This is a genomic window from Kutzneria sp. CA-103260 (assembly GCF_018263855.1).
Classification (GTDB): Bacteria; Actinomycetota; Actinomycetes; order Mycobacteriales; family Pseudonocardiaceae; genus Kutzneria.
This window is the reverse complement of sequence record NZ_CP073318.1, coordinates 1,130,932-1,155,171: the sequence shown is the minus strand read 5'-3', so window position 1 is coordinate 1,155,171 and position 24,240 is coordinate 1,130,932. Positions and strand designations below refer to the sequence as shown.

Below are 24,240 nucleotides of genomic sequence, written 5' to 3'. Positions count from 1 at the left end.
TTGCGGTTCGCTTGCCATACCCGCGGGGACTAGACCGATCGGGAGACAATCCCGAATTTGCGGTGGTGGCGCCCACGCACTGGTGCACACTGGAAATCCGAAGTCTGGAGGGTGACCAGCGAAGGGCGGCGCTGGTGGAATTCACGATCCTCGGTCCGACCCGGCTGCACGTGCAGGGGGTTCCGGCCGATCTCGGCACGGCCAAGCAACGCGGCCTGCTCGCGTTGCTGCTGCACGATGTCAACAACTCGGTCCCGATCGACACCCTGGTGGGCGAGTTGTGGTCGCCGGACCGGACATTCAGGCAGGTCAGAAGCTCGCTGCAGGCCCTGGTGAGCCGCCTCCGCAAGGCGTTGGAAAAGGCCGGCGCGCCGGCGCGGATCGACCGCGACGGCGACGCCTATCGCATCGACACCGATCCCAGCCTCATTGATTTGCACAGGTTCCGCGCGATTGCCGAACGGGCGTACGAATCGGCGGCGCGGCGCGATCACGCGAAGTCGTGCGCCCTGCTCAAGGAGGCGCTCGGGCTGTGGACGCCAATGCCGCTCGCCGACGTGAAGGGCCCGTGGGCCGACCACTGCCGGGAACAGATGGAGACCTTCGACCGGCTGCCCGCCCATTACGCGCTGTTCGACAGCCAACTCGCGCTCGGCGAGAACAATGAGGTCCTCCGGGTCGTGCTCACCCTGCTGCGCCAGCGCGAACTGGACGAGGAACTGGTGCTGCGACAGCTGCGGGCGTTGGCCGCGCTCGGCCGGATCCCCGACGCCACGAGGGCGTTCCACCGGTTCCGCGAGCGGATCCTGGACGAGCTCGGCGCCGAGCCGGGGCCGGAGCTGCGGGCGCTGAACGCCCGGCTGCTGCGGTCGGAACGGGATCCCGCCGGGCACGCGCACCTGGCCGTGCCGGCTCGGCCGGCGCGGCAGCTCCCGCGCGCGGTGCCAGACTTCGTCGGTCGAGTCGACATCCTGGCCCGGCTGGACGCGCTCGTGAGCGAGGGAGACGCTGCCGCCACGCACCGCGTGTTCACGCTGCACGGTATGCCCGGCATTGGCAAAACCAGCCTGGCCGTGCACTGGATCGACCGGAACCGCGAGCGTTTCCCGGATGGGCAGTACTCCATCGACCTCCGCGGATACGGGCCCACCGCGCCGCTCGCCCCTGAGGACGGGCTTGCGCTCCTGCTGCTCTACCTGGGCGAAGATGTGCCGGCCGGCGTCGACGAGCGCCAAGCCCGCGTGCGAGGTCTGCTGTGTGACAAGAAGATTGCCCTCTTGCTGGACAACGCCCGGGACACCGTCCAACTGAGGCCGTTGCTCGCGGCCGTGCCCAACTGCGTCGTGCTGATCACCAGTCGGGACCTGCTCGCCGGCCTGGTCGTGCACGACCACGCCGTGCCGATCACCGTGTCCGCGCTGGACCCCAAGGAGTCCGTCGCGCTGCTGACTTCCTCGCTCGGCCCGGCCCGGGCGTCCGAGGACCACGACGCGGTCCGGCGGCTGGCCGGCCTGACCAGCGGCCTGCCGCTCGCGCTGCGCATCGTCACCCAGCGTGTGGTCGAACGCCCGCACACCCGCCTCGCCGACCTGGCCCGCGAGCTACAGCGGCAGGACGTGCTCGGCGCGATCGGCGTTGGTGACGACGAGGCTGCCACGCTGGCCGCACCGTTCACCTGGTCCTACCGGGCGCTGTCGCCAGCCGCCGCCAGCACGTTCGCCGCGCTCGGCCTGCTGCCCGGGCCAGACTTCTCCGTCGACGCCGTGTGCGCCCTGCTCGGCGCGGAACGGTCCGAAGTGGACCCGAACCTGCGCGCCCTGGCCCGCGTGAACCTGCTGCAACCCGGCGCCGGCCAGCGCTATCGGATGCATCTGCTGCTGCAGGGGTATGCCGCCCAACTCGTCGAGCACACCGACGCGGTGCCGGATCCCCGTGCCGCACAACGAAGACTGCTCGATTGGCTCGTGCTGTCCCTGGCCGCCGGCCATCGTCGGCTGGTGCCGGGCGGCGCGGAGATTCCCGCGCTGCCCGATCCGGCCCCGGTGCAGCCGATGACCTTTGCCGACGATTCGGCCGTAATCGCTTGGGCCAGCGAAGAATCCGCCAACTTGAGTGCCGTCGTGACCGCGGCCCGGCACACCTTCCCAGAGCACTGCTGGCGGCTGGCCGCCTACGCGCAGGAGGTGCTGGACCGACTCTTCCAGCACACGGAACTGCTGGCGATCCACCGCACCGGCCTGGCCGCGGCCCGCGAACTCGGCAATTCCGAGAGCGAGTGCGGAATGCTCAACGACCTCGGCATGATCTACCACCGGATCGGCCGGTACTCCGACGCCGGGACGGCGCTACGCCGGGCGCTGACCATCGCCACCGAGCACGGTCTCCGGGAGCTGTTGCCGATCGTGCTGTCCAACCTGGCCAGTGTGCACCTGGCCACCGGCGATCTGGCCAACGCGGTCGGCCTGTACGAGAAAGCGCTGTCCGCGGTCGAGAAAATCGGGACCCAGAACACCGAAGCGGTCGCACTCGACCAGCTCGCGAACACGTACCGGAAACTCGGTCGCGATGACGACGCCCTCGAACTGTACCGGCGGGCCCTCAGCATCCGCGAAAATATCGGGCACACCAGAGGAATGGGCACGACCCTCGCCGAGATGGCCGCGCTCAAGCACGAGCACGGCGAGAACTCGGAGGCGCTTCCTCTTGCCAGAAAAGCCCTTGTTCTCCACATCAAGAGCGGCGACCGGATCAAGGTCGCCGAAACGCAGGTGACCCTGGCCGAGATCTATTACGATTTCGGCTCCTTCGGCGACACGATCACATGGTCCGACCGCGCCCTCAGATTGCCCGAAACGGTGAGGTCCTCGGACTTACGGACTCGCGCCCTACGCGTTCGCGGCTACGCGCTTGCCGCTCGCGGCGACCGCGACGGTGCCCACTCGTCCTGGCGTGCGGCACTGGACGTGCTGCTCGACGCGGGAGCGCCCGACACGGACAGCCGACTGGCACAGCTGCGGAACCTGCTGAGCACCGTCGCCTTCGACACGAATCCGGACGACCCGGAAGCGACACCCGATCGGCATCACGGAGCGTAGTAAGGGGCATCACCGTCACCCGAAAGATAATTCAATTCGCAACTAACGACGTTCGGTTTCACGTGCATGGGCGACGCACGAACGGGGGTATGAGCCCGGTCAGGTGACCCCCAATGGGATCCGCGGTTCGGCCATCTGGCAAGCTCGCGACCATGCACAAGATCGACTACAAGTCGTGGCTAAGGGCCGGCGCCATCGCCGCCGCCACGGCGACCATTGCCGCCGTCATTGCGGTCTCGCCCGCCGGTGCGACCGTCGGCAAGACGGAGACGGAGGGATGGGGACTCATCAACGGGGCGAAGGACTCGACCGCCCAAATGGTCTGAACCAAAAAACCGACACGCGGGGGTGTCGAAATGGAAGCCAGCAGTGAAGCCAGCAGTGATTTAGTCACGAGAACAACCCGTCAGGGCCGACTGGAACAACCGCCTCGGGAAAGTGGTCACTGGCCATGACACGGCACCGCGTGGCGGTGGCGAGCAGCGCTCGTCGCCACCACGCGGCCACAGCTGCTACCGGGATCTGGCGGCGCGGCGCGCGGCCCGGCGGAGTTGGAGAATGCGGCCGTAGCCCGGGACGGCGACCAGCAGCACGCCGCAGATCGCGGCCAGCAGCAGGGCCACGCCGAGCGGGAACTGGCCGCCCCAGCCGAAGAAGTAGATGGTCACGTAGGTGTTGTTCTGCACGATGAACACGAGCAGCAGCAACAGCACCACGGCGGCGACGGTGACGCCGACCCAGAGGCCGCTGATCCGGGTACGCTTGAGCAGGGCGAGCTCGGCGGCGGGCTCGAGCTTGCCGGTGTGGTCGGGGTCGGTGGCGCGGGGGTCGACGACGGCGCCGCCGCCGGGCACGGACGCTGATTCACGCGAGCCCCCAGACATGGCGTCACCGGCCACAACCGCGGCATCGGTGCCGGCGTCCCGCATCGGGGGAACGTCGGGCTTGTCGCGTTCAGCGGCGCTGCTCCGCCCGGCGTGACGTTTCGGCTCGGCCATGGGGCCACCTCCTCGCAGGAGTGTTCCCACTGTTGGTACCCGCGAACCGGGCCCGCCGCCCGACGAACCTAGCCCGTTCGGGTGTCGCACACGGTCAGGCTGCTGACGACCCGGTTCCGCCCGCCCCGCTTGGCCCGGTACAGCGCGGTGTCGGCGGCGTGCACGAGCTCGTCGATGCCGGCGGCCGACGACGGGTAGGTGGCCACGCCGATGGATGCCGAGAGGGTGGACAGGACAGTGCCGGACAGGGGCACGCGGAGGTCGGCGACGGCTCGACGGATGCGTTCGGCGATGGCCAGCACGTCGGCGCTGGTCAGGCCGGGCAGCAGCACCACGAACTCCTCACCGCCGAAGCGGCCGACGGAGTCGTAGTCCCGGACAGACCGCCGGACGGTGGCGGCGACAGCCTTGAGGACCTCGTCGCCGGCGAGGTGGCCATGGGTGTCGTTGACCCGTTTGAAGTGGTCGAGGTCGACCATGAGCACGCCGGCGGTGTCGGCGGTGGTCAGCTCGCGGGCGGCGACCTCACGCCAGGTGGCGGCGTTGAGCAGACCGGTCTTCTGGTCCTTGGTGGCCAGCTCCTTGAACTGGGTGACCAGCACTCCCCGGTGCAGCACGAACAGCGGCACGAACAGGAACACCAGGGCGATCGGCTGGTAGACGAGCACCAGGCCGATCACGGCGCCGAGGCAGATGGTGGCCAGCTCCAGCGCGTTGTCGTCGGCGGAGCCGAACAGGCCGGCCACCGAACGCTGCCGCTCGTCGTCGACCAGCAGGCTGACGGCGATCAGCGCGCAGTCGACGGCGAAGAACACCAGCGCGGCGACGGCGACGACGACGATCGGCACGGCGGCCAACTGGGTGGCCTTGGCCAGGACCGGTACGCCGCCGGCGTCGAGCACCAGCCGGGCGGTCCACGCCGCGAGCACCATGGCGGCGGCGTTCATCACCTTCCGGTGCGGAAAGCTGCGCTGGCCGTGCCCGCTGCGCAGCACGTCGTGGGCGGACAAGAGCACGGTCACCACGGCCACCCAGGCCAGCGGCAGCGTGAGCACGGCCCCGAACACCCACATCGAGATCATGTTGACCCGCACGGACCCGTTCTTGATCCGCCGCGCCCGCTCGATCCGGCGCGAGGCCTCGACCTGCACGGCCGCGGCGGCCAGGATGGCGACCGCCACGCCGGGCGGCGCCTCCTCCAGGCCGGGGCGCGTAAACTCGGCGGCCGTCAGCGCGACCGCCGCCAGATCCACCACCAGCACGTACCAGACCGACAGCGCCGGCCGCCCCCACAGCGGCCATTTCCCGACCCCGACCAGGCCGAGATCACTCCCCCGAGTAATCGCCATGGTTCTCCCCCCACGGTTCACACCGAGTATGGGGGACGTGGCGTGACCGGGCGGGTGAACTGATCGAGACCACCCAGCTAGCGCAACCTCGGCCGAACGCTGCGTGGCGCGGCCACCTGATCAGGTAAGGGCGAGCCGTCCGTTCGGTCGGTGCCCGGCGGCAGGTCGTCGCCCACCGTGCCCGCCTTCGCCGGCCAGGTCAGCCAACATACCGCGTCTCGGCCAGGTCGGTGGCGGCCATCTCGCCGCCCAGCCGACGCAGCACGTCGGCGATGTCGGCCTCGGCGTGCCGGCAGGCCGCCTCGAACACGGCCAGCCGGGCCTCGTAGCGGTCGTCGTCGTACGGCCCCGGGTCGTCGGCCAGCCGGTGCACGGCGTCGGCCTTGTCGAACACGATGCGTTCCACGGCGTCGCAGGCCACCCGCAGGGTGTCGGCGAAGCCGCCGACCCGCTGCCACATCGCCCGCTGCCACGGCTCATGCCGGACGTCCAACATGTCCGAGCACAGCGACTCCAGCTGCTCGGCGTCGGCCCGCAGTTCGGCCAGCGGAATGCCACGCTGGCTGGCGTAGCGCCGCCCGATCTCGGCGTCGAAGTCGAATTCGCGGCGCTGCCGGCGGGCCCGCTCCGGCCCGTGCCGGCGGAAGTACTCCAGGCCGTCCGCCCCGGCGTCCAGGATGGGCGTCGACGAGGGCTCGCCGGCGCTGCCGAACACCTCCAGCCGCGCGGCGATCTCGGCGAGGTATCCGCTGCGCCCGCCGGCGACGCCGCAGCGCCCGAGCAGTTCCGCCAGTTCGGCCCGCGAGTCGCCGATCCGCTCGTCGAACACCACCCGCATGCGCACCGAAGCGTCGTCCATTGCTGTGTCCCCCAAAAGTGAACGTGCACCGCCACCATGGCATGACGGGCTCACGGCTGGTAGGACCTTTCAGACAGGTCCGAAAGGTCTGGCCGGACGGCGACGGCCACTTGGCCGAGGACACTCGCGGCAGGGGGTGGAAACCATGGCGGGCACGCTCCGTCTGCACTTCACGGCCGAGGATCTGCTGCGCACCCGGGTGCTCACCGAGCCGGATCCGATGTGGGAGCTGGTGCTGAGCGTCCATCACCTCGCGCCGACCGGCGAGCCGGACCGGCACGCGGCGTGGCGGCGTGACATCGGCCCGAGGTTCGCCGATCCCGAGACGGCGCACGCGTTGCGGCTGTTACGCAGGCTGGTGCCGCCGCGCGGCAACTTCCCGGACTTCCTGACACCGCTGCCCACCGGGGAGGGGATCGACGGCGCGTTCGACTCCATCCGTGTCACCCCGCGGTCCCGGCTGGCCCTGGATCTGAGTCCGGCTCGGCTGGAGCGGGTGGAGGACTCCCGCTTCGGCCAGGGCCTGGCCACCGGACAGGCCGAGTCGATGACCGACCTGGTCGGGGCGCTGCGCCGCTACTACGACAACGCGATCGCGCCGATCTGGGACGAGGTCGGCGACCGGGTCCGGGCCGACGGCGAGAGCCGGGTGCGCGAGGTGTTCGACGACGGGCTGGGCGGCATGTTCGCCCGGCTGGGACCGTCGTTCCGGTGGCGCTGGCCGTGGCTGGAGACGGACTATCCGCGCTCGCACGAGATCCGGCTGGGCGGCCGCGGCCTGACTCTGGTGCCGTCGTTCTTCTGCGTCGGCGATCCCGTCACGCTGATCGACGAGGAGCTGCCGCCGATGCTGGTGTTCCCGGCCCGGCCGCTGCGCCGCGACCCGGAAGCCGAGGAGCGGACGCTGTTCCACCTGTCGCAGGTCATCGGCCGCACCCGGGCCCGGATCCTGGTGGCGCTGAAGGCCCCGCGGTCCACCTCGGAGCTGGCCGAGACGATCGGCATGTCGCTGGCCTCGGCCAGCCAGCAGGTGACGCTGCTGCGCAACGCCGGCTTCGTGGCCAGCCGCCGGGACGGACAGGCAGTGCGCCACTCCGTCACCCGAAAGGGTAGAGCCCTACTGGAGTCGAACTAACGAATCCGCCCGGCGGTACGACTATGCGTAGGTCCCAAAAGACAACGCCGGGAGAGAGATGACCCACGTGGTCGACGACGCCGTGGAGACCGCAACACTGTCCGGGCGGGCCGAGTCGGCGGCGCTCGACGGGGACCTGGACGCCGCTTCCCTACTCGCCGACCAGGCGATCCTCGAGGGAGACAAGCGGGGGGCGGAGGTCGCGGCAGCGGTGTTGGCGCAGCGCGGAATGCTCGGCGACAGCGTCGCGCTGTACCGGTGGGCGGAGAGTGTGGACGGTTCCGTCTCCGGTTTCGCGGTGGCGGCGCTGCTCGGCGTCGGCGATCTGTCGCAGGCTCAGGCCCAGTTGGCCGCCTTCGACACCGCGGTGCGCACGCCCACTTCGCTGTCCACTGTCGAATCCCTTGTGGCGCACGCGTTGTGCGAGTCGGTGACCGGATCACCGGTGGCCGCGCTGTCGCAGCTGGTGCAGGCCACCGCGGTGCTGGAACCCCACGCCGGCAAGGTGTTGCTGCCGGACACCCCGTCGGCGCTGGCCTGTCTGATCGCACTGCACCTGGGACAGCTGGACATGGCCGAGTCGGCCGTCGGCGACGACTCCATGCGTCACGCTCTGTTGCGGGCCTGGATTTCCTTGCAGCGTGGCGATCTCGCCGCCGCCGACGTGCCGACGCAGTGCCCGCGGCCCCGGGACGAGCTGTTCGCGGCGGCGATCGAGATCGGCGTGGCCCGACGGCGTTCCGACCTGGCTGCTCTGCTCGACGCGTGGCCACGGGCCCGGGACGCGGTGATCGCGCATCCGGTCGATCTGTTCGTGCTGCAAGCAGTTGGGGAGATCGCCGTCGCCGCCGCGCGCCTGCACGAGGACGAGTGGCTGGCGCCCAAGCTGGCCGAGGCCGACGAACTGCTGGCCCGGCTGGACCGGCCGGCGCTGTGGTCGGTGCCCTTGCACTGGTTCGGGTTGCAGGCCGCCGTCGCGGCCGAATCCCCCTCGGCCGCCGCGAAGCACGCCGCCGCCCTGTCCACGATGGCCCGCAGCTCTCGCTACGCCGCCGCGCTGGCCGGCTGCGCGCGGGCGTGGCTGCGGGTGCTGGCCGGCGACGTGCAGGTGGACCAGGTGGTGGCGGCCGCGCGGGAGCTGCGGGCGGTCGGGCTGGGCTGGGACGGCGCCCGACTGGCCGGGCAGGCCGCCATCCGCACCGCCGACCGCAACGAGATGACCAGCCTGCTCACCTGCGCCCGAGCGCTGCACGGGGTCCCGTACAGCGCCGACGAGTCCCCGGCGCCCCAGCTGTCGGCCCGCGAGATCGAGGTGGCCGAGCTGCTGGTCGGCGGCATGACGTACAAGCAGATCGGGGAACGCCTGTTCATCTCGGCCAAGACCGTCGAGCACCACGTGGCCCGGATTCGGCAACGCCTCGGCTCGACCTCCCGCCGCGAGCTGCTGGTCCGGCTGCGGGCCCTGGTCAGCGGGCTGCCGGACCGCTGAGCTCCCGGGCCGCCGCGCCGGTGGCGCCGAAGACAACACATCGCATGCCTTCGAGGGTGCTCCGGCGCCGCCGGTCTCGCAGCGCTACGCCACCATCGCGAAGCTGGAGTAGAACTCGGCGTTCTTGTCGCGGGCGGTGTTTCCCCGGGACGGGCTGACCTCGGCCCCGACCCAGCCCTGGAGCGCGCCGGAGTCGTCGATCACCTGCAACAACGGCCGCACATGGCTGTTGCCGGCGTAGCACTGGTCGTAGGACAGGCACTCGCACCACAACTCGATGCTGTTGCGCCGGCCGCCGCCCACGCCGGTCAGGTAGTAGAACCGCCGGTCCCCGGTGTCCTTGATCTTCTTGACGCAGGCGTCGTAGTTGGCGTCCTTGCGGCAGCAGGAGGTCGGGCTGCAACTGAACTTGGTCGGATCCGGATTGGTCTGCACGTAGCCGAGGCAGGAGCCGTCGTCGCAGGCGTTCCAGGCCGGGCCGACGGTGAAGGGGCCGCTGAGCGGGATGATCTGCCGCTGGTTCCACTCCTGGCCCTCGAGCCGATAGGTCCGCTGGGTGGCGCGGACCGTGCTCATCGGGACCTTGCTGGTCACGGCCAGCGAGGCGGTGCTGCCGTAGCCGATGCCGCTGGTGATCGAGTAGTTGTCAGCCACCAGCGCCATCCGGCCGAGGCCGGTCCCGTGCTCCGAGACCGCCCACGTCTCGACCAGGTTCACCGCCGTCGTGGTTCCGTTGACGGTGCTGCTGGTCCAGGTGATGACCACCTGGCCGCTGGCCGCGTTGTAGGCGTACTTGCCGGTGAAATGGCCGTTCGGGTCGCCCGTGAAGCCGGCCGCGGTGTGGATCGGGCACTTGTTTCGCGGATTCCCGGCCGCGTGCGAACAGTCGTAGACGTCGCCGCTGTTGACCGGCAGCGGGTAGTCCGTCTGGCTCCAGGTCCAGAAATTGTGCTGCACGGCGTCGCTGGCCGGGTCGAAGACCAGGTAGCCCAGCCGCATGTAGTTGTTGTAGTTGGCGGTGGTGTTGAAGCCGGCCAGGCTGACCACCCAGTTCTGCCGGCCCAGTGGCGTGGCCGCGTACGCGGAGCCGCCGAGCACGAGCGTCGAGGCCAGGACGGACAGGACAACGGCTGCGAATGCCGCCAAGCGGCGCAAAACCCCCATCTGCATGGTGGCAGGGTAGCGCCGTTCAGGCCAGTTCGGCGGCCATTCCCTCACAGGTGCGGACCACGACACGGGCGATGTCGGTGGTGGCCTTGCGGGACAGGGGGTTCTCGGCCTGGCGCTGCCAGCGAAACAGGGCGTCCAGGACGGCGGCGTGTTGTTCGGGACGGCCGGCGTCGGGGGTGAGGCCGAGGCGCGACCAGGGTTGGGCGCCGCCGGCGCCGAGGAGGCGTTCGGCCTCGTCGATGGCGGGCTCGCTGAGGTCGGCGAGGCCGGAGCGCAGGGCGCCGAGGACGCGGAGCTCGGTGAACTCGTGGGCCCCGGCCAGAATACGTTCGACCTCGTCGCGTAGGAGCTCGGTGCCAGGGCGATGGTCCTTGCGCAGCAAGGCGTCCACGGCGAGCAGGGCGGAGCGGGACTTGAGCAGGTCGCGGCGCTGGGTGAACTGGGCGGCGAAGACGGCCCGCAGTTCGTCGATGCCGCTGCGCCGGATGAGCTCGGCGGCGAGGCGGCCGGGATCGCCGAAGCCCTGGCGAATCAGGGCCAGCGACAGCCGCACGCCGAACAGCCCGAACCGTTCCAGGAGGCCGAACCCGCCGGCGTACTGGGCGAACCGGTCAGCCGAGAGCAGGGCCGACTCGACCTCGGCGCGGGGCTTCAGAGCCATGCCGGCCAGCAGGTCGAACTCATGCTGGTGCAGGGATCGGGCCGTCTCGGCGAGCAGTCCGGCGACCGGCACCACGCCCTGGCACAGCCGCCGCAGCCGCGGGTCGGTCCGGTACCGGCGGGCGATCCTGGTGGCCGACATGAGCGCGTCCACCCGGCCGACGCCGATCTCGTCGGCCCGGGACAGCACGGCGATGGTGTTGACCGGGTTGGCCCGGGCGATCCCGTTGTCGTGGAACGACTCCAGCAGTCGCAGGTCGGCGCTGTGCAGGTGCCGCATCAGGTACACCACGGCATCGGCCTCGCTGGGCTCGTCCTCGGGCACCAGGAAACCGTTGGCCCGCGCCGAAACGTCAGTGGACAGCGAGGCGATGCCGGGGGTGTCGATGAGGATGGTGTCGGCCAGGCCCCGGGTCGGCCAGTCCACGACCAGCCGCTCGACGTGCGCGGGGTTCAGGCCCTCCAGGTCGATGCGCAGCGCCCCGCCCTCGCGGTCGATGCGCAGCTGGCGCGGGCCGCCGGCCTGCGGATACGCGGAGACCCGAGGCCGGTGCCCCTGCCGGTACCAGGTGACGATCCGGGTGCACTCGCCGGCGTCGGTCGGGGCCAGCCGCTCCCCCACCAACGCGTTGAGCAGCGTGGACTTGCCGGCCTTGATCTGACCGGCGATCGCCACCCGCAGCGGCCCGTCGAGCCGGTCGAGGTGGTCCCGCAACGACTGCGCGATGTCCGGCGTCTCGCGGAAGACCTCGACGGCGTCCCGGAGCAGTGTGCGGACCTGCCCGCCGAGCCGGCTCATCGGGCCAGCTCCCGGGCCAGCGACGCCAGGTGCTCCACCCGGGCCAGCTCGGCCGTCACGTCCTTGATCCGGCCCTCGCGGCCGCCGGAGTCGGCCTTCACGGCCTGTTGCGCGGCGGCCAGCGCCTCCTGCACCGATCGGGACAGCTCCTGGGCGTGGGCGGTGAAGTGGTCCCGCAGGGTGCGCTGCAACTCCCGCAGCAGGTCCCGGGATTCCTTGCCCACCTGGAAGATCAGGTCGTCCACGAATCGTCGCGCGGCCGCCTTGGCCTCGCTCTGCCGCCGCTGCACCTGGCGCTTGCGCTCGTCCTTCACGGTCTTGCGGCCCAGCAGCACGCCGGCCGCCACCGACACCGGGTTGAGCAGGGTGAGCCCGGCGACGGTGCTCAGCATGCCGATCATGATCGTGCCGCCGTAGCCGCCGCGCATGCCGGTGATCACCTTCTGCCCCAGGCCGAAGTGCTCGGCTGTCGGCATCTCGAAGGTGCTGCTCGCGGTGGGGGCGCGCAGGCTCAGGTCGGGCAGGGCCTGGTCGCCGGCGTCGCCGAAGTGCTCGGCCACCTGCCGGGCCAGCCACTGGGCCCGCTGGTGGGTCCACACGAAGTTGGCCGACGCGGCGGCGGCGCCGCGCTGGTGCAGCCACAGCGTGAACTCATCGTCCACAGTGGCCGGATCGACCAGCTCCAGCTCCTCCTCGGCCTCCCGCATCAGGTGCCGCATCCGGTCGCGCAGGTCGTACTCGATGTCGGCGATCAGATCGCTGACGCCGTCGTTCAGCGTCTGCTGCCAGCGGGCGGATCTCTCCTTGAGCGCGTCGGCCCGGGCCCGGGCCCGGGTCAGCTCGGCGATCAGGTCGCCGGCGCGGTTGGGGTCGCGGTGGGCGGCCAGCTCGGCCTGCATCGAGGCGGACAGCTGGGTGGTCACCGAGAGCACGTCGTTGGCCACCGAACGATCGGCCAGCTCGGCCGCCGCGCCGAGAATGCCGTCACGCAGCCGGACGATCAACTCCGGGAAGCCGGACTCCTCGTTCAAGGCCGCGTCCTGGGTGCGAACGGCGTGCTGGCGCAGGGTCGAGGAGACGGGGATCAGGTCGGCGTCCACGTCGGCCGCGGCCAAGTGCCCGCGGTTGAGCTCGGCGATCCGCCGCCACTGCGGGTAGAGGTCCGTCTTGGTCAGTACACAAAGGACGTTCGGGCACATCTTCATGGCCTGCCGTAGGAAGTCCAGTTCCGGCTCGGTGTACTCCTGGGCCGCGTCGGACACCAGGATGACCGCGTCGGCGGTGGGCAGCACGGCCATGGTGCTGGCCCCGTGGGCCGAGTCCAGCCCGCCGACGCCGGGCGTGTCCACCAGGCAGAGACCGCCGGACAGCACACTGCGAGGAACCCCGACCTCCGCGTAGCGCAGGCGCTCGCGGTTGCCGGGGTTCCCCGCCTCCGAGACATGGTGTGCCAGCTGGTCGATCGGCACCGTCCGGCGCTGGTGCTCGTCGTCGCCGACGAGCACGACCGAAGGCTCCGGCGCGAACCGGACCAGGGTGGGCACCGCGGTCGCCAGGGCGTCGTCGACCGGGCAGACCGGGGCGTCCACCAGTGAGTTCACCAGCAGGCTCTTGCCCTGCTTGAACTCGCCGACCACGAGCACCCGGACCTCCGGGTCCCGCAGCCGGCGTTGCGCCAGCGCCAACCGCTCGCCGAGGTCCTCCCTGCGGTAGGCCGTGGTGGCCCGGATCGCGAGGGTGAGCAACTCGGCGGCGGTCGGCGGCATGGCGGCGGCTCCAGATCAGATGTGCAGCAGGTGGTCGTGCGTGTCGAGGTCGTTGTGGGACGCGATGTCGTTGTCCGAGGCGACCGTGGTGGTGTCGTGCGAGTCCAACTCGTTCAGGCTCGTGTTGTGCGAGTCGTTGCCCGAGCCGACCGCGGTGTTGTTGTCCGACGCCACCGTGTCGTGCGAGTCGGTGGTGTCGTGCGAGTCGGTCGGGTTGTTGGAGTCGGTCGTGTCGTGGGAGTCGTTCCCGGACCCGATCGCGGTGTTGTTGTGCGAGTCGTTGTGGGAGTCGGTGGTGTCGTGCGAGTCGTTGCCGGAGTCCACCGCGGTGTTGTTGTTGGACGCCGTGGTGTTGCCGGAGGCGATCGTGTCGTGCGAGTCAGTCGTGTTGTGGCTGTCGGTGGAGTTGTGGCTGTCCGTGCTGTTGTGCGAGTCGGTCTGCCCGGTGGTGCTGCCGTTGCTGGCCACGGCCACGTTGCCGCTGCCGTAGGCGTGCACGTCGGTGGAGTAGTCGTCGGCCGAGCCCGTGGCGCTACCTCCGACCGCCACCGCGCCGCCGTGGTCGGCGGTCACGTTGCCGTTGGTGACGTCGTTGCCGTCGCCCACGACGTTGTGGTCGCCGGTGGTGACGGTGGAGTGGTTGTCGAAGCTCTGGAAGACGTCGCGGGCCCAGATGTTCTGGTTCACCGAGTTGTCGACCACGGCGTTGTGGCTGTCCACGGTGCTCGTGTACGAGTAGTTCTGCGTGATGTAGCGGATCTGCTCGATGGCGTGCTCGACCCCGCCGTCGGCGTGCACCGGCGGGGGCGGCGGCGGGGTCACCACGTGGCTCGGGCCGCCCCCGTCGTAGGTTCGGTCGAACGACTGCGCGGCGTCGATCACCAGCGGAATCGCGTCGTGCACGTCCGCCGCGCACAGGTGGCTGAAGCCGTGGTCATCCAGCGACTGCTGGGGGTGGGCCTCGAACTGGTCGCGAGCGCCCTGGTCGCCCAGCAACTCCATGATGAAGTCCAGCAGGCTGATTCCGGTCGCCATCGGATCTCCTCCTCGGTTGGCGTGATGGCCATGACGCTAGGTAGCGATCACCGGTGGGGACATCGGGTGCGCTCCCCGGTCCTCGATCCCCGGCGTTGGGGGATTCGATGCGGGGGTCGATTGGGGGATTATTGGGGGATTCGAGCGCTAATGACCACGGACAGTGTGCCGATGCTTCTCGCGTGGGTTATCTGCTCGGCTTGGATCTCGGGACCACGTTCACCGCGGCTGCCATACGGCGTCGGGGCGGACCACCGGAAATGGTCACTCTCGGTAATAAGAGCACGTGTGTGCCCTCGGTGCTGCACATCGGCCGGGACGGCGCCATGCTCGTCGGCGACGCGGCCGAGCGGCGGGCCGCCGGCGACCCGTCGGGGGTGGCGCGGGAGTTCAAGCGGCGTATCGGCGACGAGACGCCGATCCTGCTGGGCGACGGCGGGCACACCGCGCACGAGCTGACCGCGAGGCTGGCCCGCTGGGTCGTGGACCTGGTGCGGTCCCGCGAGGGCGATGAGCCGGAGCAGATCTCCGTCACACACCCGGCCGGCTGGGGCGGGCACAAGACTTCCTTGCTGGGCACGGCATTGGCCGAGGTCGGCCTCGGTGACTCCCTGCTGCTCAGCGAGCCCGCCGCGGCGGCGATCGCCTACGCCGCGACCGAGCGGCTGGCCCCCGGCGCCACCGTCGGCGTCTACGACCTGGGCGGCGGCACCGTGGACATCGCGGTGCTGCGCAAGGATTCCATCGGCTCGTTCGAGCTGGTCGGCGAGCCGTCCGGGGACGACCACTTCGGCGGCGTGGACTTCGACGAGCTGCTGTTCGAACGGATCCGCAACCAGTTCCCGGAGCTGATGGCGAGTCTGCGGTCCGACGACATGCTGGCGTTGAGCGCGGTGGCCCGGCTGCGGCGGGAGATCACCGAGGCCAAGGAGGCCCTGTCGCTGGACACCGAGGCCGACATCCCGGTGCTGCTGCCGTCCGGGCAGCGGCAGTCCCGGCTGATCCGCGCCGAGTTCGAGGCGATGATCCGGCCGGCGCTGGAGGAGACCGTCGACCTGATGCGCCGGACCATCCACTCGGCCGGGCTGACCGAGGCCGATCTGGCGGCGGTGCTGCTGGTCGGCGGCTCGTCGCGGATTCCGCTGGTCACCGAACTGTTGTCGGCCGGGTTGGGCCGGCCGGTGGCGGTGGACGCCGATCCGAAGGCGACGGTGGCCATCGGCGCGGCGCTGTCGGCGTCGCTGGACACCGTGGTCGAGCCGGTGCCGGCCATGGTGGCCAGGACCGTGGTCGACATGACCGCCCCGCCGTCACGGCCGTCCGAGCCGGACATCCCGCTGCACCTGCCGATCCCGGCCGGCCGGCAGCGCCGGATCGTGCGGCCGAAGATGTTCGCCGGGGCGGCCGGGCTGGCCGTGGCCGCGATGGCCGGCGGCGCGCTGTTCTACAGCGCCCAGACCTCCGACCTCGGCCCTTCCCCGGCGCAGGCCGCGACGCCCGGCACCTCGCCGACGGTTGCCCAGCCGCCGGCCGCGGGCGGTCACGCGACGTCGTCGCACAAGCCGACCAAGACCACCGGGCGCAGCAGCACGACGACGCCCACCTCGAAGGCGTCCGGCGCCTCGTCCTCCACCGGCCCGGCCCCGACCCAGTCCTCCGGCCCGACGACCACGACCGACGGCGCCCGCGCCGGCGGGCCGATGATCGCGCCGTCCACCCCCGACTCGTCGCCGGCCGCCAGCACACCGCCGCCAACCGATTCGTCCACCACCGCGGCGAATCCGAAGAACGGTCCGCCGGCCGACCAACCGCCGGACACCACCGTGTCCTCGGCCCCGGCCGATCCGACGACGACGTCGTTCAGCGGGACGCTCACGGAGACGAGCGCCCCGGCCCCGACGGCGACCAACGTCTGACCTCACCGCCGAACGCCTCGCCGAGGTGGTCTTTCAGCCGGGCGTGCCGGAACTGGTAGACCGCCCCGGCCTGGCGCAGCACTCCCCGCTGGTAGGCGTCCCGTAGGAAGGTGACCGTGGCCCACGGCAGGCGGCCGGTCAGCGGCAGCCACACCCGGGACAGCACCACCCACTGCCCCCAGGCCGTGAACGCGAGGGCGTAGGACAGGGCTCCGCTGAGCCCGCCGACGATGCCGATGATCAGCGCGGCGTTCAGCGGCCACAGCAGCGGCCCCAGCGACGACTGGAGCAGGTCGACGACCACCGCGCCACCGAAGATGATCGTGACCGCGATCATCGGGGCCAGCATCAGCACCTGGCGGACCACGGTGGCGCGGTTGGTGTTCAGCAAACCGATCGGGGTCGCCGCGGAGCCGATGTCCAGCGGGGCCTCCAGCACCGCCATCAGCCCCAGCACCAGCGCCGCCGCCAGGCCGAAGACGATGCCCAGCACCACCGCGTTGACCAGCGTGACCCGCACCGCCACCAGCCCGCTGTACTGCGGATACAGGATCATCCGCTCCAGCGTGGTGGCGGAGGCGTAGCCGAGGCCGACCGCGAACCCGCCGAGCAGGCCGGCGGCGCATCGGGCGACCACGGTGCGGGCCAGCCGGTAGCCGGTGGTGCTGCGGTGGCCGAACAGCCGCAGCTGCACCCGTGACGGCTCGAACTCCAGGCCGCCGAACACGATCATCAGCCCGTAGAGCAGGCCGAACGCCAGGCCGACCACCGAACCGATGAGCAGGCCGTCCAGCAGCCAGCCGCCGAACCCGATCCCGGCCAGCTCACCGAACAGGTACAGCGGGGAGACGGTCAGCCAGTTGCACACCGCGGTGACCAGGGCGGCCGCCAGCAGCACGATCAGGATCCGCGACGACCGGCTCATCGAGTCGCCCAGCCGCCACCACGCCAGGTCCTGGCCGTCCTGGTCGTCGTGCTGGTCGACGTGCACGGCGAGGTAGCCCAGCCACCGCTGCACCCGCTCCGGATCCCAGCTGCGCCGCCAGGGCTGACGCCGGTAGACCGCCGGCACGAAGCTGGCCAGCAGGTGGTCCTCGATGGCGGCCGGCGTAGGGAACCGGTCGGCGTCCAGCAACTGGGCCGGATCCTGGTCGCGGTAGACCGTCCGCGCCAGCACCGCCATCAGCGGCGTGCGCAGCGCCTCGGCGACGGCGGCCGGCAGGCGTTTCAGGACCGGCAGCCAGCGCTGGCCCCGGGCCAGGTAGTCGACCAGGTCGGACGGCGTGAGATCGACGAGTTCGACGGCCGCCGCCCGGCTCAGCACACCGGGTTTCCTTACGGCAGCGCCGTATTCCTCGCACCGGCTGGTCAGCACCAACGGCTGCTCGGTCCGGTTCAGGGCGGTCAGCGCCGCCTCGTGCAGGCTCGGGGCGATCTCGTCGAAACCGTCCAGGACCGGCAGCACCCGGCCGGTGTTGATCAGCGCCGCGGCCAGTGTCGTCCCGCCGTGGGCCAGCGCGGCCAGGCCCGGGGAGTCGGGGAAGTCGCGCTGCAGCCGGTCGATCAGCCACTCCCGCAGCGTGCTGGCGTCCGGGTTCCACGAGCCCACACTGAAGATCACCGGCACCGGGTCGTCGCTGGTCCGGGTGCGCAGGTAGTCCAGCACGAACCGAAGGGTCAGCACCGTCTTGCCGGAGCCGGCCCGGCCCAGCACCACCAGCCGCCCGGCCGGGATCCGCCGGTAGACCTCGGCGATGTCGGCCAGCTCGCCGGACAGGTCCGCCGGGTCGTCGGCCAGCCCCACCGGCGCCGGCCGCCAGCGCACGGGCAGCGGCACCGGATCCTGGATCCCGCGCTGCTCCTCCTCGTCCAGCCAGCGGTCGTGCACCGCCTGGGCGAACTCGTCGGCCGCCCCGGCCAGCGCGTCCCAGGCCGGCGGTCGGGCCCGCCGCGGCGGCGGTGGGTCGGCGACCGTCTTGCCGCTGAAGGCGTCCAGCAGCCGCTGGCCGTCCTCGGCCGTGACCACCGGAGACTCGGCCAGGGCATCGGCCAGCGCGTGCACCGTGTCCACCCGCGGCTTGAACGGCTTGCCGGTCTCCAGCCGCCGAATCGTGCTCACGCTGACGCCCGCTCTGTGCGCCAGTTCTTCCTGCGTCCAGTCCGCTCGTTCCCTCAGCACGGACAGCAACTGCCCGAGCGGGCTCACCACCGCAGTTCCCCCTCACCACGGACGATCCCCCCTTGAGTGACGGTATCTCTCCCACCGGTCAGAAGTGACCGCTTTCCTGGCCTGGACCCCTGACCTGCGCCGACGCCACGATCAAAGCCATGGAGATCCGGTTCCGGTCAGGCCGTGCGAGGGGCGGCCCGACCGACAACCGTGACCAGGAGGGAAACGACCATGGCAGCCAACTACCGGTACTGGTGCGGGGAGTGCCACTACCGAACCTCATGGCTCACCGAATCGCAGGGAGCCGACCAGCAGGACCGGCACTACGCCGAGCGCCACCCGGGCATCGAGCCCGGCGGCCGGGTCGAGGTGCGCCGGGGATCGGGTGGCGGCCTGGGCTGTCTGGCCCTGGTCGGGCTGTTGTTCCTGGTGCTGCTGCTCGCCGCCACCTGCCAGGACAGCCAGTCCTCCGGCGCGCCCGCGCCCACCGCGACGTACCGCGCGCTTTGAGCGAGCCGTGGCGGAGCGGGAGAAGGAGACCCGGTGGGGCGTGATCGCCGGGGTGGTGGCCCCGGTGCTCAGCGTGCTCGCGTTCTTCGGGATCCACAATTCCGTGGAACTCGGGCACGCCCTGGGCTTCGACTCGCCGACGACCACAACTCCGTTCGCGCCGACGCGTCCGGCGCCACCGATCGTGCCGGAGCCGACAACGGCTGAGACGACCACGACGGTGGAGACGACCACTGCCACGACAACCGAGGAGACCACGCCAGCGTTCGACCCGCGCACCTTGGACAGCGCGGCCACCGATCGCACGCCGTTCACCGCGGCCGCGCTGTTGGCCCCGGGGTTCACCAGCAGCACATCGACCAAATTCGCGCTGGTCGCCTCCGGCGCGCATCCGTGCGGCCAGGCCTACGGCACGGACGGGACTGTCCACAGTGTACTGGTCGGTCACGGCTGCGGGGCCACCATGACCGGCGCGTACCTGGTGAACAGCCCGACGATCACCGCGACCAGCAATGTGCTGGTGTCGGTGCAGGTCATCCCGTTCGACACCGCAGCCGCGGCGACCGCGGCGTCGAACGACCTGCGAGCCAACCGGTCATGGGACTTCGGGATCTGGTGCCCGACCCAGGGCGCCGGGCAGAACACCTGCGGACCCGGCTACGCCAAGGCCCGCAAGTACGAGACCGAACGGCCGTGGCACCGGTACCTGATCGAGGCCACCGCCCTGTACGTCGACCAGGCCGCCGACCCCCGGGCCGACCAGTGGATCACCCCGGCCGCCCAGGAGGCCGGCCGGGTCTGCGGGCCGTCCGAGCAGCAGTGAGTCAGAGCTCGTCGACCTCTTCGGGGGCTTCCTCGATCTGCTCGGTGGCGCCGTAGACCGTGTGGATCTCCACCGAGCCCAGGCCGATGGTCACCAGGTACTCGCGGACCTGGGGCTCGGTGGCTCCGGCGAAGATCAGGTGCGTGGTCCAGGCCGGCCGGCCCGGCTGCTCGTCGAACTGGATGTAGTGCAGGATCCCGTGCGGCACCTCGCCGCGCTCGATCACCTGCCCCGACCGGCCGTACTCGGCCAGCAGCAGTTCCTCGTACTGCCCCTCGCCCCCGCCCAGCTGTGTGAACAGGACCGGATCGAGCAGTTTGACCTGCGGGTGCTCGCCGTTCCACGACGCTAACTCGGACACCCCGCAATGATGGGCGTGAGAGGGTGCGTAAAGCAAAGATCACGATGGACGGGAGCCGTGACGTGGAACTGCTGCGACTGGACCGGGAGGACGCCGGCCTGGCCGTGCTGACCATCGCCGCGCCGCCGCTGAACCTCTACACCGCCACCATGCAGGCGGAACTGGGCGAGGCGATCGGGCTGGTGGAGCGGGACCAGCCGCGGGCCCTGCTGGTCCGCGCCGAGGGCCGGGTGGTCAGCGGGGGCGTGGACGTTGCCCTTTTCGACGCCCAGCCGACCGCGGCGGCGGCCAAGGAGCTGTTCGACCAGATGCTGACCATCCCGGACCGCATCGCCGCGCTGCCGTTCCCGACCGTGTTCGCCGCGCACGCCCTGTGCCTGACCTGGGCCTTCGAGATCGCGGTGGCCTGCGACGTGCTGCTGGCCGCCGATCGGGCCTCGTTCGGGCTGGTGGAGAACGTGATCGGGCTGACCCCGACGATGGGCGGCACGCAGCGGCTGGCCGCCCGGGCCGGCGTCGGGCGGGCCAAGGAGTTCGTGATGACCGGCGACCGCTACTCGGCGGCCACCCTGGAACGCTGGAACGTGGTCAACAAGGTGCTGCCGGACGACGGGTTCGCCGAGGCGGCGCTGGCCTACGCGCGGCGGCTGGCCGCCGGCCCGACCCGGGCCCACGCCGCCACCAAGCAGGTGCTGCGGCACTTCGAGCACGGCGGCGTGCCCGAGGCCAACGCGCACGTCACCACCATCGCCGCCGACCTGTTCGACACCGAGGACCTGCGCTCGGCGGTGCGCTCGTTCCTGACCGACGGACCGGGCAAGGCCACTTTCTCAGGTCATTGACAGGTTTCCCGGGAACCCATCGTCCATTACCGACCGTTTACCCAGTGTTGGTGAGCGGAGGAGGTGGGAGATGGGGTCCGGGGTTGTCGTCAGCACCGTCGACGAAGTCGTCAAGGCGCATCACCACGGCGCCGACGGCCGTGCCCTCGCCGACCGGATGCGCCTGGCCGCGCATCCGGATCTGCGGGGAATCCTCTTGTCCCCCAAGGAATCCACGCCGACCGCGGTCGGCGACCGGTGGGTCAGCGTGTGGCCTCGGGGCCGTCCCGTCGCCGCCGACCCGCGGACCGCGCCGTGGGCCGAGGCCGGCGGCCTGCTGGCCCGGCTGCACCGGGTCGACCCGTCCCGGCTCGGCCCCATCCCGGTGGCCGGCACCCCGGCCCGGCTGGCCCGGGCCATCGCCCTGATGCCGGAAAATCCCGACGCCGCACCGGTTCTCGCCGCGTGGCGGACCGTGCCGGCGCTCGAACCCGGCTACCACCTCGTGCACGGCGACTGGCATCTCGGCCAGCTCGTGCACCATGAGGGCCGGTGGCAGCTGATCGACGTGGACGATCTCGGGCTCGGGGACCCGCGGTGGGACCTCGGGCGCATCGCCGCCGGCTACGCGATCGGGCTGATTCCCCAGCGGGGCTGGGAAAAGTTCCTGGCCGGCTACCGCGCCGGGCACGGGCCGGCCGTGCCCCGCGACGCCGATCCGTGGCCCGCCCTCGACGCCGTGGCCCGCGCCTTCGCGGTTTACACCGCCGCCGTGGCGCTGACCGCCGACCGACCGATGGACGACGTGGACCGGGCCATGCTCGCCGCGTGCCGCCGAATGACCGAACGTGAGGAGACCCGATGAACTGCCCCAAGTGCCCCGGCTCGATGCGCAGCTACGAACGCAACGGCGTGCACGTCGACCAGTGCGACACCTGCCGCGGCATCTTCCTGGACCACGGCGAACTGGAGGCGCTGACCCGCGCCGAGGCCCAGTGGTCCCAACAGCAACAGCAGCCGCGCTACGCGCCCGACCACGGCGGCTACGGCGGCGGTCATCACGGCGGTGGCTACGGCGGCCACCAGGGCGGCCCGGGCTGGGGCGACCGCCGCCAGCGCAAGGGCGGCTTCGGCCGTTTCCTCTTCTCGTCCTGACGAAACGGGTTGGGCTGATCGCCGCCAAGGTCCGACTCACGCCGTGAAAGCGGCCGAGGAAAAGTCCGGGCGTTTCCCGGCAGGCGCGTCACGCCTGCCGGGAAACAATCAAGCGGTGACCAGGGCGTCGCGGACAGCGACAAACGCCTCGTACTCGGCCTTCTGGTCGACCGGCAGCTGGTAAGCGGCGGCCATCAGCTTCGGCACCGACGGGATGACCAGGAGCTTGAACGTCTGGCCGTCGGTCGTCTTGATCACGGTGCGCCCCTGGAGGTCGCGCTTCTTCACGGACGCGCGGTTGGCGTCGGTGATGGTCAACGGGGCGCCGGCGGTGACCGCCCCGTTGTGCTCGTCGAGCGGCACGATGACCAGGTCGGTCCGCCCCGGCTTGAAGCCGACGGCGAAATTGCTGACGGTGGTCGTGCGGAACACCAGGTAGTTCTTCTGCTTGATTTCCGCGGCGTACACCTTGGTGTAGCCGGCCCCGTCAGCGACCACCGACTCGAAAGCCGAGTGGATGGCGGCCTTCAGCTCTTCCTTGCTTGGCACTGCTACCCCTCCGAAACATTTCGCTACCGCATTCGCGGCAGGTAATGAATACGGAGTGGCGGCCCCCGGCATCAAGGCACACAAGGGCAGGGCGACCAGGCAGAAGTCACGACCGGAATGTGGGTGATTCGACCGTCACGCCCGCACGACGGGCCCGAACGACGGCAGGTGCATGGGCACGGTGTCGGCGAACTCCAGGCGGGGCAGCACGGCGGTGTCGGACTCGCTCGCCAGTTCCTCCGGGGTTCGCCACACCTTGGCCTGCTGCCGGTAGGAGCTGACGGCGCGCAGCACGGAGCCGGGCTCGGTGAGGTCGTCGTCGTAGAGGTAGGGGCGGCGGAACCAGCCGGAGATCGGGTCGGTGCTCTCCTGCTCGGGCGGCGCCTCGGGCAGGGCGCTGAGCTGCTCCAGGTTGAACTCGGCGGCGCCGAATCCGTAGCCGCCGATCACGTCCACGTTGAACAGCGGGAGGTTCTCCTCGGGCGGCTCGACCGTGCTGATCAACCACTGCCGCACCTCGTCCTCGGTCATCTCGGCCCCGAGGGAGGCCAGCACCCGGCTCCACACGGTCTCGACCGAGTCGCCGAACGCGGAGATCACGTGGTCCAGCACCGCGCACGAGGCTGCCCGGCGGCCGCCGGGCAGCACCCGGCGCGGCTCGCGGCAGCGGGTGCAGCGGCCGTGCTCGTCGACCTCGTGCTCGTGCAACAGCGCGAGCAGGGCGGCGCACATGCGCAGCATCCAGTCACGCTCGTCACCGCTGCCGAACGCCCGCACGCTGTCGACCGCGCCGGTCTCCAGCCAGGCGACGACCCGGTCGAGCTCCATGATGGCGTGCTCACGCAGGGTCAACTTCCGCAAGCGGCCAGAATAGGGCCTCGGCGCGAGGAGTCGGGATAGGCCAACAGTCTAATTGTCACAGCGCTGACAAAAGATCAAGAATCACCGGCAGCTCACGCACGCCGGTGATCACTCTCGCGGCCCGGGCCACCACCGCCGGGTCCGGCGGGAAGTGCTCGTTGGGCACGGCCACCACGATCATGCCGGCGTTCAGCGCCGACCTGATCCCGTTGGTCGAGTCCTCCACGGCCACGCACCGCGCCGGGTCGACGCCCAGATCCTTGGCAGCGGCCAGATACACGTCCGGCGCGGGCTTGCCGGCCCCGGTCAGCTCACTGGACAGGGCGACCTTGACGACGTCGTCGAGGCCGGTGACCCGCAGCACCTCGGCGATCAACGCCGGCGGCGAGGAGCTGGCGATCGCCACCGGGCACCGCTGCGCGGTCGCCCGCACCGCCTCGACCGCGCCGGGCAGCAGGGGCGGGCCCTCGGCGTAGCGGCGGACCATGCCGTCGACCACCAGTTGGGCGATCTTGTCGGGCGACAGCCGCACGCCACGGTCCGTCGCCAGGTACTCCGCCCACTCCGGCGTGCTCATGCCCATCAGCGCCCGGGTGGTGTGCTCCCCGTCCCAGGTGCCGCCGTGCTCGGCCGTCACCGACCGGCGCACCTCGTCCCAGGTCCGCTCGGAGTCGACCAGCACGCCGTCGAGATCAAAAACCACCGCGTCCACATCGCCA

Annotated in this window: 22 protein-coding genes; 10 read left to right on the top strand and 12 right to left on the bottom strand. The window is 71.0% G+C overall.

The features are described from left to right. Positions 1-134 precede the first annotated feature (134 nt). Entirely contained in the window at positions 135-3,095 is a 2,961-nt protein-coding gene (locus JJ691_RS05050; protein WP_211767634.1) for an AfsR/SARP family transcriptional regulator, read from the top strand. 152 nt (positions 3,096-3,247) lie between these two features. Then, positions 3,248-3,421 (top strand): hypothetical protein, encoded by a 174-nt coding sequence (locus tag JJ691_RS05045; RefSeq protein WP_211767633.1) that lies wholly within the window; start codon positions 3,248-3,250, stop codon positions 3,419-3,421. 186 nt (positions 3,422-3,607) lie between these two features. Here the strand turns inward: JJ691_RS05045 and JJ691_RS05040 are convergent, their stop codons facing one another. The 3 genes from JJ691_RS05040 to JJ691_RS05030 form a co-directional block, all read right to left on the bottom strand. Beyond that, positions 3,608-4,093, bottom strand: a complete 486-nt coding sequence (locus JJ691_RS05040) for a LapA family protein (protein WP_249227690.1) — start codon at positions 4,091-4,093, stop codon at positions 3,608-3,610. A gap of 68 nt (positions 4,094-4,161) precedes the next feature. Beyond that, positions 4,162-5,274: a GGDEF domain-containing protein gene (locus JJ691_RS05035; RefSeq protein WP_211767632.1), complete on the bottom strand. Its 1,113-nt coding sequence runs from the start codon at positions 5,272-5,274 to the stop codon at positions 4,162-4,164. A gap of 367 nt (positions 5,275-5,641) precedes the next feature. Further along, the gene (locus JJ691_RS05030) at positions 5,642-6,301 is read right to left on the bottom strand and encodes a hypothetical protein (protein ID WP_211767631.1); all 660 of its coding nucleotides are present in this window, start codon (positions 6,299-6,301) and stop codon (positions 5,642-5,644) included. A gap of 145 nt (positions 6,302-6,446) precedes the next feature. On the opposite strand from JJ691_RS05030, the gene JJ691_RS05025 reads away from it, so the two are divergent. Then, the gene (locus tag JJ691_RS05025; RefSeq protein ID WP_211767630.1) at positions 6,447-7,436 is read left to right on the top strand and encodes an ArsR/SmtB family transcription factor; all 990 of its coding nucleotides are present in this window, start codon (positions 6,447-6,449) and stop codon (positions 7,434-7,436) included. A 58-nt stretch (positions 7,437-7,494) separates the two neighbouring features. After that, positions 7,495-8,925, top strand: coding sequence for a helix-turn-helix transcriptional regulator (locus JJ691_RS05020; RefSeq protein WP_211767629.1), 1,431 nt, complete (start codon positions 7,495-7,497; stop codon positions 8,923-8,925). Positions 8,926-9,009: 84 nt separating this feature from the next. On the opposite strand, the gene JJ691_RS05015 is transcribed toward JJ691_RS05020, so the two are convergent. Genes JJ691_RS05015 through JJ691_RS05000 form a run of 4 tightly spaced genes read right to left on the bottom strand, consistent with a single transcriptional unit; the run spans position 9,010 to position 14,355 of the window. Continuing rightward, on the bottom strand, positions 9,010-10,095 hold the full coding sequence (locus JJ691_RS05015; RefSeq protein ID WP_211767628.1) for a hypothetical protein: 1,086 nt from the start codon (positions 10,093-10,095) through the stop codon (positions 9,010-9,012). Positions 10,096-10,114: 19 nt separating this feature from the next. After that, entirely contained in the window at positions 10,115-11,554 is a 1,440-nt protein-coding gene (locus tag JJ691_RS05010; RefSeq protein WP_211767627.1) for a dynamin family protein, read from the bottom strand. After that, positions 11,551-13,320 (bottom strand): dynamin family protein, encoded by a 1,770-nt coding sequence (locus JJ691_RS05005; protein WP_211767626.1) that lies wholly within the window; start codon positions 13,318-13,320, stop codon positions 11,551-11,553. Before JJ691_RS05005 ends, JJ691_RS05010 begins: the two co-directional genes overlap by 4 nt. A 15-nt stretch (positions 13,321-13,335) precedes the next feature. After that, on the bottom strand, positions 13,336-14,355 hold the full coding sequence (locus tag JJ691_RS05000; protein WP_211767625.1) for an IniB N-terminal domain-containing protein: 1,020 nt from the start codon (positions 14,353-14,355) through the stop codon (positions 13,336-13,338). Positions 14,356-14,462: 107 nt separating this feature from the next. Here JJ691_RS05000 and JJ691_RS04995 point away from each other — a divergent pair, with 107 nt between their 5' ends. Next, the gene (locus JJ691_RS04995; RefSeq protein ID WP_249227689.1) at positions 14,463-16,271 is read left to right on the top strand and encodes an Hsp70 family protein; all 1,809 of its coding nucleotides are present in this window, start codon (positions 14,463-14,465) and stop codon (positions 16,269-16,271) included. Here the strand turns inward: JJ691_RS04995 and JJ691_RS04990 are convergent. Continuing rightward, the gene (locus tag JJ691_RS04990; protein WP_211767623.1) at positions 16,228-18,480 is read right to left on the bottom strand and encodes an XRE family transcriptional regulator; all 2,253 of its coding nucleotides are present in this window, start codon (positions 18,478-18,480) and stop codon (positions 16,228-16,230) included. The two genes, JJ691_RS04995 and JJ691_RS04990, sit on opposite strands and share 44 nt — an antisense overlap. A gap of 192 nt (positions 18,481-18,672) precedes the next feature. Between JJ691_RS04990 and JJ691_RS04985 the strand changes: the two genes are divergently transcribed. Both JJ691_RS04985 and JJ691_RS04980 read left to right on the top strand, forming a co-directional pair. Then, on the top strand, positions 18,673-18,951 hold the full coding sequence (locus JJ691_RS04985; protein ID WP_211767622.1) for a hypothetical protein: 279 nt from the start codon (positions 18,673-18,675) through the stop codon (positions 18,949-18,951). A 7-nt stretch (positions 18,952-18,958) separates the two neighbouring features. Beyond that, positions 18,959-19,774 (top strand): hypothetical protein, encoded by an 816-nt coding sequence (locus JJ691_RS04980; RefSeq protein WP_211767621.1) that lies wholly within the window; start codon positions 18,959-18,961, stop codon positions 19,772-19,774. 1 nt (position 19,775) lies between these two features. Here JJ691_RS04980 and JJ691_RS04975 read toward each other — a convergent pair whose 3' ends face one another. Continuing rightward, the gene (locus JJ691_RS04975) at positions 19,776-20,135 is read right to left on the bottom strand and encodes a hypothetical protein (protein WP_211767620.1); all 360 of its coding nucleotides are present in this window, start codon (positions 20,133-20,135) and stop codon (positions 19,776-19,778) included. 71 nt (positions 20,136-20,206) lie between these two features. Between JJ691_RS04975 and JJ691_RS04970 the strand changes: the two genes are divergently transcribed. The 3 genes from JJ691_RS04970 to JJ691_RS04960 all read left to right on the top strand — a co-directional run bounded on the left by JJ691_RS04970 (position 20,207) and on the right by JJ691_RS04960 (position 22,111). Further along, a complete protein-coding gene (locus JJ691_RS04970; protein ID WP_249228188.1) occupies positions 20,207-20,977 on the top strand; it encodes an enoyl-CoA hydratase/isomerase family protein in 771 nt (256 codons plus the stop codon). A gap of 70 nt (positions 20,978-21,047) precedes the next feature. Further along, positions 21,048-21,821, top strand: a complete 774-nt coding sequence (locus JJ691_RS04965) for a phosphotransferase family protein (protein ID WP_211767618.1) — start codon at positions 21,048-21,050, stop codon at positions 21,819-21,821. Further along, complete coding sequence (locus JJ691_RS04960; RefSeq protein WP_211767617.1) at positions 21,818-22,111, top strand: TFIIB-type zinc ribbon-containing protein; 294 nt, start codon at positions 21,818-21,820, stop codon at positions 22,109-22,111. Before JJ691_RS04965 ends, JJ691_RS04960 begins: the two co-directional genes overlap by 4 nt. Before the next feature lie 108 nt (positions 22,112-22,219). Here the strand turns inward: JJ691_RS04960 and JJ691_RS04955 are convergent, their stop codons facing one another. The 3 genes from JJ691_RS04955 to JJ691_RS04945 form a co-directional block, all read right to left on the bottom strand. Then, positions 22,220-22,660 (bottom strand): hypothetical protein, encoded by a 441-nt coding sequence (locus tag JJ691_RS04955; protein WP_211767616.1) that lies wholly within the window; start codon positions 22,658-22,660, stop codon positions 22,220-22,222. A gap of 135 nt (positions 22,661-22,795) precedes the next feature. Next, positions 22,796-23,521, bottom strand: a complete 726-nt coding sequence (locus tag JJ691_RS04950; RefSeq protein WP_211767615.1) for a hypothetical protein — start codon at positions 23,519-23,521, stop codon at positions 22,796-22,798. Between the two features lie 55 nt (positions 23,522-23,576). Then, complete coding sequence (locus JJ691_RS04945) at positions 23,577-24,233, bottom strand: HAD family hydrolase (protein WP_211767614.1); 657 nt, start codon at positions 24,231-24,233, stop codon at positions 23,577-23,579. Between the last annotated feature and the right edge of the window lie 7 nt (positions 24,234-24,240).